Origin of the sequence: Mucilaginibacter sp. McL0603 (assembly GCF_049992945.1) — a bacterium.
Classification (GTDB): domain Bacteria; phylum Bacteroidota; class Bacteroidia; order Sphingobacteriales; family Sphingobacteriaceae; genus Mucilaginibacter.
Genome location: NZ_CP188251.1, coordinates 1 through 12,146, shown reverse-complemented (window position 1 = coordinate 12,146; position 12,146 = coordinate 1). Strand labels below are relative to the sequence as shown.

General features: G+C 42.6%; 11 protein-coding genes. 6 read left to right on the top strand and 5 right to left on the bottom strand.

The features are described 5' to 3' along the window. Window positions 1-41: 41 nt before the first annotated feature. From ACPPVU_RS00055 to ACPPVU_RS00040, 4 genes are all read right to left on the bottom strand, one after another. Window positions 42-557 carry a hypothetical protein gene (locus ACPPVU_RS00055; protein ID WP_426669640.1) on the bottom strand — a complete coding sequence of 172 codons (516 nt, stop codon included), beginning with the start codon at window positions 555-557 and terminating at the stop codon, window positions 42-44. Between the two features lie 67 nt (window positions 558-624). Next, entirely contained in the window at window positions 625-3,378 is a 2,754-nt protein-coding gene (locus ACPPVU_RS00050) for a DUF1080 domain-containing protein (protein WP_426669639.1), read from the bottom strand. 23 nt (window positions 3,379-3,401) lie between these two features. Continuing rightward, complete coding sequence (locus ACPPVU_RS00045; protein ID WP_426669638.1) at window positions 3,402-4,670, bottom strand: Gfo/Idh/MocA family oxidoreductase; 1,269 nt, start codon at window positions 4,668-4,670, stop codon at window positions 3,402-3,404. Window positions 4,671-4,979: 309 nt separating this feature from the next. Beyond that, window positions 4,980-7,169 (bottom strand): DUF5916 domain-containing protein, encoded by a 2,190-nt coding sequence (locus ACPPVU_RS00040; protein WP_426669637.1) that lies wholly within the window; start codon window positions 7,167-7,169, stop codon window positions 4,980-4,982. Between the two features lie 294 nt (window positions 7,170-7,463). Here ACPPVU_RS00040 and ACPPVU_RS00035 point away from each other — a divergent pair, with 294 nt between their 5' ends. From ACPPVU_RS00035 to ACPPVU_RS00010, 6 genes are all read left to right on the top strand, one after another. Next, on the top strand, window positions 7,464-8,054 hold the full coding sequence (locus ACPPVU_RS00035; protein ID WP_426669636.1) for a LemA family protein: 591 nt from the start codon (window positions 7,464-7,466) through the stop codon (window positions 8,052-8,054). A gap of 96 nt (window positions 8,055-8,150) precedes the next feature. Further along, window positions 8,151-8,585, top strand: coding sequence for a TPM domain-containing protein (locus ACPPVU_RS00030; RefSeq protein WP_426669635.1), 435 nt, complete (start codon window positions 8,151-8,153; stop codon window positions 8,583-8,585). 11 nt (window positions 8,586-8,596) lie between these two features. After that, the gene (locus ACPPVU_RS00025; RefSeq protein ID WP_426669634.1) at window positions 8,597-9,382 is read left to right on the top strand and encodes a TPM domain-containing protein; all 786 of its coding nucleotides are present in this window, start codon (window positions 8,597-8,599) and stop codon (window positions 9,380-9,382) included. Between the two features lie 90 nt (window positions 9,383-9,472). After that, entirely contained in the window at window positions 9,473-10,051 is a 579-nt protein-coding gene (locus tag ACPPVU_RS00020) for an NUDIX hydrolase (RefSeq protein ID WP_426669633.1), read from the top strand. A gap of 42 nt (window positions 10,052-10,093) precedes the next feature. After that, window positions 10,094-10,321: a DUF433 domain-containing protein gene (locus tag ACPPVU_RS00015; RefSeq protein ID WP_426669632.1), complete on the top strand. Its 228-nt coding sequence runs from the start codon at window positions 10,094-10,096 to the stop codon at window positions 10,319-10,321. After that, window positions 10,318-10,656: a DUF5615 family PIN-like protein gene (locus ACPPVU_RS00010; protein ID WP_426669631.1), complete on the top strand. Its 339-nt coding sequence runs from the start codon at window positions 10,318-10,320 to the stop codon at window positions 10,654-10,656. The genes ACPPVU_RS00015 and ACPPVU_RS00010 overlap by 4 nt, the downstream gene beginning before the upstream one ends. 62 nt (window positions 10,657-10,718) lie before the next feature. Here ACPPVU_RS00010 and dnaA read toward each other — a convergent pair whose 3' ends face one another. Next, on the bottom strand, window positions 10,719-12,146 hold the full coding sequence (gene dnaA / locus ACPPVU_RS00005) for a chromosomal replication initiator protein DnaA (RefSeq protein ID WP_426669630.1): 1,428 nt from the start codon (window positions 12,144-12,146) through the stop codon (window positions 10,719-10,721).

Sequence of the window (12,146 nt, the reverse complement as noted above, 5' to 3'; positions counted from 1 at the left end):
AGTTGCAGTAGCAGTCGGATTTGTGCCAACGGCCAACTTTCTTAATTGCGTTTTGCTGTAAATGCGCCGTTAGTGATAGTGTAAACTACGGTCTCAAAATCGCCCTCTGCAAATAATACACCCGAGAAAGTGCCGGTAATGGTAGTAGCCGTAACGCCGTTAATAGTTACTGAACCCTGGCTATTTGCCAGTTGGCTAACATAAGTGTCGGTAGCGTTAGGAGAATAGAAAAGAGTCGCAGCATCTGCTGTTTGGCTAGATGTGGATATCACCGGGTAGGCTTGTCCTGCTTTTATAGTTGCGGGATCATGAACAATGTCTACAGTAAAGCTTATATTCTTATTGGTAGTGCTATTGCCGGAAATTAAGGTATGTACAACATTATTTACTGATGCAGTTACCTCTTCACAATCATCGAAACTAATGTTAGTTCCGTTAGATGTAAGCGTCATGATGGTTGAGGTGGTAGTATCCGGAGCAGGTGTGCTGCTCTTCTTGCAAGCGCTAAATGCAAACGCTATAACCAGTACTGCAACAAATTTTGATAAACTTCTCATGGAAGCTTATACGATTGTTTAAACAGTCTGGTTATAGCAGCAATTTAACTATTATCTATCAATAGCATCAATCCGAAAGCTCTTTCAGGTAGATATCACGGTAATATACATGGTTGCCATGTGCCTGTAACTCTATCTGTTCTTTCGGGAAGATAGGCTGTTTATAATCCCAGTAATTGTCCATTACAATGTTGTCAACCACCAGCACACCGTTAAGGTATACGGTTACTTTATCACCTTTCATGATGATGTGGAAATTGTTCCAATCGCCAATGGCATTGTCGGCCAATTTGAGCGGTTTGCTTTCGTGTGTCTTGTTATTATACAAACCGCCAGAGCCAACCTGTGCACCCACGCTCACCCTTGATGTATCCCATATCTGTACCTGTGGCGATCCACGGAGATAAATACCAGCATCGCCTTCTTTTTCTATCTTCCAATCCACATACATTTCAAAGTTGCGGTATTGTTTTATGGTGCAAATGTTCTCGCCATTGCCGCTAAAGTTTAATATGCTGTCCTTCACATACCAGCCCTTGCGCATAATGGAGTCAGCTTTGTGCTGTTCTTTAGCCAGCGTAGGGACATCCATTTTACTGCGGAGGATAGGGTTGCCCACTAATCCTTTCCAGCCGGAAAGATCTTTGTTGTTGAACAGTAAAGCTAAGCCGGCATCCGGCGGCATCTCGGTAATAAATTTGCGGATTGCTACTTTTTCGTAATCACTATCGCCGCCCTTTTTTATCGCCATAGCCTTGGTGAGCCATACTTTTACGTCGTTTCCATAGAAGGATTTGTCAGACAGTGCAATGGTTGATACATCTTCGGCAGCATCAGCCTGCAATTGAGGATCATCCAAATACTTGCTTACAAATACCAGCGCCGGGAAGGTTTTGTTGTTTGATGCTTCCTGCAATATCAGTTTCTTCTGTGGAACGGTTTGCGCTATATCCATAGCATCGCGCAGGTAAATTATTTTTTCGTCAGCCGGATAATCTGATTTGCTGATGGCTGCAATAAAGCCTCTTAAAGCCTGGTTTTTTAGGCCTGCATCGGTACTTTCTTTGCTGATGCGGTATAATTCAGGAGCCGATGTTACGTCTGTCCATTGGGATAACGCGGTAACCGCCGCTTGCCTGGTTGCATCATCACCCTGGTTATACGCATTTGACACGGCACCAAGGGACTTTTTATCGCCAATACTTGCCAGGATATTAAGGTAAACTGGTTTTTTAGCTGCCGAAGCTTTGTCCATCTGTTCCAATACCTGTGCAGTTTCAGCAGATCTATCTTTCATTCTACTGATAACGGCAATAATGGCAACCTGCAGATCTGTGGTTTCTGTTGGCTGGATTGATGAAGCCAATAAAGCATATAGCTGGTTCAGGTTATCCGGACCTGCCAATTGTTTTAATGATGCATAGGCTGCTGCACGTACTTTTGGATCCGGATTGTCTAACAGAGGAGTTACAATATCGATTTGTGAATGTGCCTGTCGTGCGGCCAATACGCTGATCAAAGCCACCTTGGCATCTGTAGGCATATCCGGCAATGCTTTAGCCACTTTGGTAGTAACAGTAGGCCCTTTCATTATCAATAAGGCATTTTGTACGGCTGTGATTTGTGCCTGGTCACCATGCCTCATTACATTTAACAGATCGGTCAACACCTTATCCTGACCTATTTTACCCGACGCGGCGATAGCGGCTATAGTTATATCGTTGTCGCTGCTTTTCAATTGCTTCTGGATAGCAGGTAAGGCAGTCGTTGCATTATTGTAGGCAAGCATTTTGATGATGGCAATTTTCTCATCCTTAGTGGCTCTGTTCAGCTCGGTTACCCATTGCGTAGTGGTAGTTGGGGTGATATATGGCCCGGCGAACTTTAAAGCAGCTTCACGATATTGTGCATTACTGCTACGTGCCGCTTCTATGAGCAATGGCGTACATTTTGCACCCTGTATATCTACCAGCAATTTTAAAGCAGCAGTATGTGTTTGTACCTGATTAGCTAATTCAGCTTTGGTTGATAGGGTTGTGGCTAAACGGGTAGCAGTAACGGAATTCTTTTTACCCAGGTTGCCAATGTACAACAGGTAAGCTGATGTGGCGTTGGTCTCGTCATAAGTAAGCCCGGCCTTATCGGCGGCATTTGCCATCAGATTGATAGAAACAGGGTCGGCAATATTGGCTAATGCATATAAAGCTACCTTATCCAGCTTTTTGTCTTTACCAATCAATGCCGAAATACTCTTTACAGCGATAGCGTTTTTACTATCGCCTAATGATTTTGTAAGGGATAGCGTGCAAGTTCCCTGGGAAGTTTTCAAAGCTGCTAATAATGCTGATTTTGCAGCAGGAGAGTTGATCTTCACCAAAGCTCTTGCAGCAGGATCGCAAAGCCGCTCATCGTTCAGGTATTTTTTTAGGGTGATAATGGCATCGTCCTTACCGGTTATTTGGAGCTGACTGATGATAAACGCCTGGTTTTCTTTATCGTTTACTTTAGCCAAGGCTTCGGCGTACGCCTGTACAGCCATAGCCCGCCATTGTTCACGGCCGGTTTGGGTGGTATAGAACGAAAAGCCGCTTATGGCATCATAAACTTTGGTATTATCTGCCTGTCCGGATGGTTGCAGCGTGCTCAGCATATCAACAATGCCAGCCTCACCCAACTGGGCAACAGCAGCGGCATTAGCATTCAGCTCGGTAGCATTATTTGCAGGTTCTTTATCTAAAATGGCAGTAATGCGGTTATCCTGCGCCCTGGTTGAAACAACAGAGACAAGCAGAAAGGCAATTGCAATAAATATTTTCTTCATGGTTTGTGAATCAAGCTTAAACATTAAATGGTCCAGGGTGCACGCAGTGGAGGGAATATCAAACGATTGGCACCCTCATCATTAATAAACTCCTGTTTAACCGGGTCAAATTTTAATGATCTGCCTAAACGCAGCGCTACCAAACCCATATTGATAATGGTGCAAGAGCGATAACCGTTCTCTTCGTTCAGAGCAAATTTCTTCCGGTTCTTTACAGCATCTATAAAGTCGGTCACCTGTGGCTGAGGGTCAGGAAAATCAGCCAGTTTCTTGTCCAGGTCTGGTATATCCGATTTAAAACCAGGGTATAATTTACCTTTTGGTCCTTCAATATAAGGTACACCCTCTACACTGCCTTCACCATCCAGGATGATCTTGCAGCCATCAGCATAAGTATAGGTGATCTTGCGCCAGGTACCTACAGCATCCATATTTTGCTGTGGAGCATCCAGCTCAACACTTATCGGACTGGTGTCATCCTTGCCCAAAAAGTATTGTACCGGGTCAAGGTAATGCTGCCCCATATCACTTAAGCCACCGCCATCATAATCCCAATACCCTCTAAAGGTTTGGTGTACCCTATGAGGATGATAAGGCTTGTAAGGTGCAGGGCCGAGCCATGTTTCATAATCCAATTCAGGCGGAACGGGCATCTCAGGCAGATCGGTTTTTCCCACCCAATAAAATTTCCAGTCGAACCCGGTATGCCTGCCAACAGTAACAGTCAACGGCCAGCCAAGCAGACCACTTTCTACTAATTTTTTGATCGGTTTTACGGTAGTACCCATCCCATAAAAATTATCCTCAAAGCGGAACCATGTATTTAACCTGAAGATCCGTCCGTGTTGTTGTACGGCTTCCATCAGGCGCTTTCCTTCGCCTATAGTATGGGTCATGGGTTTTTCGCACCAGATGTCTTTACCGGCACGTGCAGCATCGGCAGCAATAATACCATGCCAGTGCGGTGGCGTGGCTACGTGCACAATATCTACTTCGGGCAGTTGTATCAACTCGCGGTAATCGCTCATTGTTTTAGCACCGTTGTTGAGCATCTTAGCTACGTCTGACAAGTGGTTCTTGTCCACGTCGCAAATAGCTACAACACGGGTACCTCCGTAAGGGATATGGTTTCTGCCCATACCACCTACACCGATAATGCCTTTGGTCAGTTGGTCGCTTGGAGCCAGATAGCCTTTACCTAATACAAAGCGTGGCACAATAGTAAATGCTGCTGCTGCAATAGCCGACTTCTTGATGAAGTCGCGCCGGGAATTTATTTTCTTTTCTTCCATGAATAAATGGGTGATAGTTAATTGGTTATATTAAGTTAGATTGGGTTGATTAAGTTGGATTGGTTTAAATGCGTTGAACTCAATCAACCACTCACTCAATCAACCTAATCAAACGGTAAACGCAAGAGATGCAGCAACCGCCACCGGTAACAATAACAATAGTTTAAATTGGGTTTTCATGTTTGTACTTTGTTGGTTGATAATAGGTTTATATTTGGTGTGAAACGGCCTTTTCAGGGCTATCCATTTGTAAATTTAGAATATTCGCAATATAAATTATCATGTTTAATTAAATATTCGGATCATCTATTACAGATTGCACCAATAGGTCCACTTAATCACTAGCTGCCTGTTCTTTGGTGTGTATGGTGATGGCATTGAATTTTCACTATACACAATAAAAAAGTCAGAAGCTGGTTTGTATCGCCATTGGAAACGTGCATTCACGTTCATGTTCCTTTGCTGATCATTATACTGCACGTAGGTAGTAAAGTACAACGTGTTGGTAAAAGTGACATCTATTTTTGGGCCGATGAGTGTAAACCTGGTATCACCGTAAGGCAATGGCAGGCGCAGATCTGTATAATTGCCATTCAGGGCGATATTGACGTAAGGCTGTATGCGATAACCGATAGTACCGCTAAAACTAAGCCTGTGCCCGTTATCATAATAACCACCAAAAATGGATTCTAACTGATAAGTAAATACACTTTGGGGTTTGGATACCAATAATATATCCAATGAATTATAGCGATGCTCGGTGCCGATAGCCAGGCTGTCCTTACCGGTATTAGTAGGATCAAAGGGTTGTTGCAGCTTCACATAATCATTGATCCCCGAAATGGTGATGGTACTGCGGTCGCGCAAAGTAGTGATAAAGGATAAAGCACTTTCATTGTCAGTACGGTCAAAGCTCTCATCAAAATAATAATTGGAGGTAAACTGTAAGCCATAACTGAGTACATCACCTTTTTTCGGTAAGAAATTGCGCAATAAAAGCGGACTCAGTTTGATATAGCCTACCCGCGGCACAAAACCAACTTCAGCATTATAGTTTTTACCTACGTATTCCTCCTGCATGTATAAGGTCCAGTACTTACTCAGGTATTGAACGTTGTCAGCAAGTACAAGGTCGTGCCCGTTTTTGCCTGGTGTAAATGATTTTAATCCCAACAATTTACCTGTCCAGATATTACTTCTTGATGCCAGGTTAAATTCCATGCCGATATTGCTATTATAATTATTAGGGCCAATTGTGCTGCCGGGTGCCGCACTCGTAACAGCCTTATTCACAAACATAAAAGCAATGTTAGAACGATCGAGCACACGCCTTTGTAGTGTGATCACACCATAATTGGCAGCATCCAGATCATTTTGGGTTGATGTGCCGGTTTGGATGTCCATTACACCAATGCGCCAGTCCTTGTCAAGCTTTCCGGTCAGTCGTGCACCAAAATCAATAGGCTGGTTAAGACCGATCTGCCTTGAAAAGAACGGACGTATATCTGAATAGCCAAAATTGGAGAATAAGTCGCCGTTCTCGAGAAAGAACTGTCTTTTTTCAGGGAAGAAAAGTTGGTACCGGCTCAGGTCTATCACCTGCTGATCAACATCCACTTGTGAGAAATCCGGGTTAACCGTGAGATCAAGGTTTAGTGAAGGAGTTACTGCGATCTTGGCATCACCACCTATCTCTTTTTTAAACGCTGCAGATTTATTATCAGCATAATCCTTTGTCACGCCTGCCAACGCGTAAGGTATAATAGAAACATTACTGCTTGAGGTTGGCGGCTCTTCATCCCAAACCAATACACCGGTATAAGCCAGTGACGCAGTTGGGAATTGACGTGGTACAGGTGTCCAGCTTGATTTTTCAGCACTTTTCAGGTCATTCCGGCTGAAATTGATACCCCATTCTTTTATCCCTTTTTTATAACGGATGCTTTTAAAAGGGATAGCTGCCTCGAACACCCACTTATTAGGATAGTTTTTTACTGCTGATGTCCATTTGTTGTCCCAGTTCAGATCCACGCTGCCACCGGCATACATACTGCCATCCCATTGTGCACCCGCTGCGTTGGCGCCGAAAGTAAAACCATCGGTACGGGCGTCAAATGGATCCATAAAGAAAATGAAATTGTCATTTTTTAAAAAACTAAAATCCCGTTTCAGTGATTCCACCATGTATGGTCCGGGGATATTGGTATAACAAACCGCCAGGATATACATGTTTTGATCATCATAGGTCATGCGCACGACGGTTGGCACTTTTGCCAGGCTGGTATCCATCGGCAACACCATGTGGAAGTTTATGGCTGAATCTGCCTGCTGCCAGGCCGGCTCATCGCCTACACCATCAATAGCGATGGCAGAACTTGCTCTGCGGATATGATACCTGTAATTTGCGTTCTTTTTTTGCGCATTGGCAGCAAAAGCCAGCAAACAAAATGCTAATAGAAGGGGTATTTTAAAAGATCGGCGTTTGTAAAAATCCTTCAATATGCTGTTTTAAGATGGGTTTGGATATTATAACTAATTGGGCAGCTTAAGATAACAGCAAAAAAGTTAATTCCTAAATAAAAATGTATTTGACACAATTTAGTTACAATGTCTGAACCAGAGTTTTTCACCTATTGTTTGTTTTCAATGGTGTTCAAGAAGGCTACGCCGTTTATAGAATTCAGGTTCAGACAAATCACCTGCCAAAAAGTCTACATAAATCAATTTGTAACAACGGTATAGCTTTTGCGATCAAAGTTGTAAATTCAACTTTTAAATTAATACATTCAAAAAATGAAAACTTCTTATATCGTAATAGGCATAGTCGTACTTATCCTTTTTATAGGTGGTTGCGGTTGCACATCGAGCTACAATTCGATAGTAAGTCTTGATCAAAACACTCAGTCAAAATGGGGAACTGTACAAACAGATTATCAGCGTCGTGCTGACCTGATCCCTAACCTGGTTGCTACTGTAAAGGGTGTAGCCAATTTTGAAAAGAGTACCTTAGTTGAAGTAACGGAGGCCCGCGCAAGAGCTACATCAATACAGGTTGACCCAACCAAACTTACTCCTGAAACTATTCAGAAATACCAGGCAGCACAAGGGCAGTTAAGCACAGCCCTGGGCAGGTTACTGGTTGCTTCTGAAAACTATCCTCAATTAAAAGCAAATGAGAACTTCAGCGGTTTGCAGGCACAGTTGGAAGGAACAGAAAACAGGATAGCTGTATCAAGACGCGATTTCAACGAAGCTGTTCAGACATACAATACGAAAGTGCGGTCGTTCCCGAGCAATATTCTTGCTAATATGTTTGGATTCGGACCTAAGGGATATTTCCAGGCTGATGCAGCTGCAGCAAATGCACCTAAAGTTCAATTTTAATTAAATGATTACACTGATTTTTGAAATAGATTACACAGATGGTGCGATTACAAAAATCAGTGTAATCCAAACATAATCGGTGTAATCATAAACTATATGGCAGTTTTCAACGAAGAAGAACAGCAGCGCATTCGCCGTGCTATTGAGGATGCCGAAAAGCATACTTCAGGTCAGATACGGGTTTGCATTGAGAAAACCTGTAGTGAGGATGTACTTGACCGTGCTGCCAAATATTTCCATCAGCTGGATATGCATAAAACCAAGCTGCGTAATGGCGTATTGATCTATCTGGCTACTGTTGACCGTAAATTTGCCATTATAGGCGATCGGGGTATCAACAAGTTGGTACCTGAAAATTTCTGGGACGATACCAAAGAGGAGATGCTCAACCATTTTAAGTATGGTGATTTGGTAGAAGGAATAGTTACCGGCCTTAAAATAGCCGGCGAACATCTTCAAAAATATTTCCCTCAGACAGTGGACAATAACAACGAACTGTCAGATGATGTTGCCTTTATGGACGGCGATTAAAAATTAAAACCATGTTTAAGAAAATTATATTGCTTTCCTGTTTTGTGCTATGCATACTTTTTACGTTTTCGCAGGAATTGCCCCCTAAACCAAGCACGCTGGTAACTGATTTTACCAATACGCTGTCAGCCTCTGAACAACAGCAACTGGAGCAAAAACTGGTTGCTTATGATGACTCTACTTCTTCTCAAATAGCGGTAGTGATCATGAAATCGGTAGGTGACTATGACATTAACGACTATGCTCAACGTGTTGGCCGTGCCTGGGGTATAGGCCAAAAAGGTAAAAACAATGGCGTTGTTATATTGGTGGCTATTGGCGACCGCAAAGTGGCTATCCAAACAGGTTATGGTGCAGAAGGCGCTTTGCCTGATATAATTACCCATCAGATCATCCAAAATGACATCAGACCCAATTTTAAGGCCGGTAATTACTATGCCGGGCTGGATGCAGGTACTAATGACATTATTAAATACCTTAAAGGCGAATACAAAGCTGATAAAAAGGCTCAGAACAAAGGTGGTGGCGGCGGTAGTATAGCAATCCTGATCATTATTGTTATCGTTATTCTGATCGTTATTTTCCGTAACCGTGGCGGAGGTGGGCATATCATTGACAGCCGGGGCGGAGCAAGTCCGTTCTGGTGGTTCCTGGGTGGTGCTGTGCTCGGGCGTGAAAGTGGCGGCTGGGGTGGATTCTCAGGCGGTGGCGGAGACAGCGGTGGTGGCGATAGCGGAGGCTTCGGCGGTTTTGGCGGCGGTGATTTTGGCGGAGGCGGATCAAGCGGAAGTTGGTAGTTAGTAATTAGCTCATAGTTGATAGTTCATGGTTCATGGCAAGAAGCTTTTTTCTTATAAAGGCATTCCCTACATTAGCCATGTTTTACTATGATCCATGAACTATCAACTATGAGCTATAACGAACTTATCTGGAAAAAACTCTCATCTCATTATATTCATAAAGGCCCATGGGCCACACTTCGTACTGACAAGTGTGAAATGCCGAGCGGTCATATTGTTGAAGACTACTACGTTCTAGAATATAACAACTGGGTAAATGCCGTTGCTATTACCGAAGACAATAAAGTTTTAATGGTACACCAATACCGCCACGCTGCAGAAATTGTGTCGCTTGAAATACCCGGTGGCGTAATTGACCATGGCGAAACCCCTGAACAGGCCATGCGTAGAGAATTGTTAGAGGAAACAGGTTACCAGTTTGATGATTTTGAATTACTGTCCGTTGTTTATGCTAATCCATCCACTGCTAATAACCATACCCATTGCTATTTGGCACGGGGAGGCAAAAAAGTGCAGGAACAACATCTGGATGAGCAGGAGGAACTGATAGTGGAGACATTTACCATCCCCGAAGTAAAACAGCTATTGATGGATAATAAAATAGCTCAGTCTTTACATTGCACCGGGCTATTTTATGCGTTAGTAAAGTTGGGGGAATTGAAATAGATGTATGCAGCAATTTGTCATTATATTTAAGTAAATTTGTGTATGTCACAAGTTGATTATAAACAATATATTGAAGTTAACCCGGATATCAGGTTTGGTAAACCTGTTATAAAAGGTACACGCATTACTGTTTATGATGTGTTACAATGGCTGGCTTCCGGTTTAACGCACGAACAAATACTCAATGACTTTCCGCAATTGGCCGAAGTGCATATATTAGCCTGTCTTGCTTATGCAGCCAATAAAGAAAGAATTATTAAAGTTGCATGAGCATTCGTTTAGTTTCTGACGAGAATGTTTCCTGGCGAATTAAGAAACTGATCCCACAATGGAATATTCTACCGGCTAATGAAATTAAGAAAGGAGAAAGACTATCTGATTTATTTATTTGGAAATTCGCAAAAGAAAATCAATACACCATTTTAACTTTTGATGAAGATTTCTCGGAACTTCAAAACTTGTATTCTTTTCCTCCCAAAATAATCTGGTTACGTACGGGTAATATTAGCACAGAAGAAATATGTGACCGCTTGACCCAGCTTGAAAAAGAGATCATTAACTTTCAAATAAATGAAGATGCAGGCATTTATGAGATATACCTTTAGTGATTAAACAAAAAAACGCCACTGCTGTTGACAACGGCGTTTCAAATATTTCTGAATGTCGATTAAGACATTTTCAATTTCTTCTGTATATCAGCTACGTAGCCTTTGAATTTCTTATCGGTATCGATCAGATCCTCTACTGTCTGGCAGGCATAGATCACGGTTGAGTGGTCGCGTCCGCCAAAGAAGCTGCCGATAGATTTTAATGAGCTTTTGGTATGGGCTTTAGCCAGGTACATAGATATCTGCCTTGCCTGTACGATCTCGCGTTTGCGGGTTTGTGATTTTACCATATCAATTGGCACTTCAAAATACTCACAAACCAGGCTCTGGATGTATTCCATAGAGATCTCTTTGGACGAATTTTTTACAAAATTCTTCAACATCTGCTTGGCAAGGTTCAAGTCGATCTCCTTACGGTTAAGGGTTGATTGTGCTAACAGGGATACCATAGCACCCTCCAGTTCGCGCACGTTGTTATCAATATTATGTGCCACGTACTCAACCACATCATTTGATAGCTCAATGCCGTCCTGGTAGATTTTATTTTTAAGGATAGCCATGCGTGTTTCCAGATCAGGAACCTGAAGGTCGGCTGAAAGACCCCACTTAAAGCGGGATAACAAACGTTCTTCCAAACCAGCCAGATCCTTAGGCGCTTTATCAGAAGTAATGATCAGTTGCTTGCCTGATTGGTGCAGATGATTGAAAATATGAAAAAAGAAATCCTGTGTTTTCTCTTTACCGGCAAAGTTGTGCACATCATCCATGATGAGTACGTCAATAGCCTGGTAAAAGTTCACAAAATCATTAATGTTATTATGCTTAAGGGCGTCAACAAACTGCTGGGTAAACTTTTCACAGGAGACATACAATACCAGCTTATCCGGTAATTTAACCCTGATCTCGTTTCCAATAGCTTGTGCAAGGTGTGTTTTACCAAGACCAACGCCACCATATATCATTAGTGGATTGAATGAGGTACCACCCGGTTTGGCAGCTACCGCATAACCTGCCGAACGGGCTAAACGGTTACAATCACCCTCCACAAAGCTTTCGAAGGTGTAATTTTGGTTAAGCTGTGGGTCTACATTCAGTTTCTTCAAGCCTGGTATAACAAATGGATTTTTGATATCCTTATTAATTGATATAGGAACAGGCATGGATTGGTTCTTCGATTCGGCACCGTTACCGTTCGACGGCATATTGGTGGTGTACGGCTTACTTGAAGATGATTGCTCAACAACGATATTATACTCCAGGCGGCCTTCTTCTCCAAGCTGTTTCTTTATCGTCTTACGCAATAATCCTACATAATGTTCTTCCAGCCATTCGTAAAAGAATAAGCTTGGAACTTGTATCGTCAGAACGCTTCCTTCCATGCGCAAAGCCTTGATTGGTTCGAACCAAGTCTTAAAGCTCTGTGCTGGGATGTTGTCTTTTATGATTAGAAGGCAGCTATTCCAAACGTGTGTACAAGTTTTATCCAT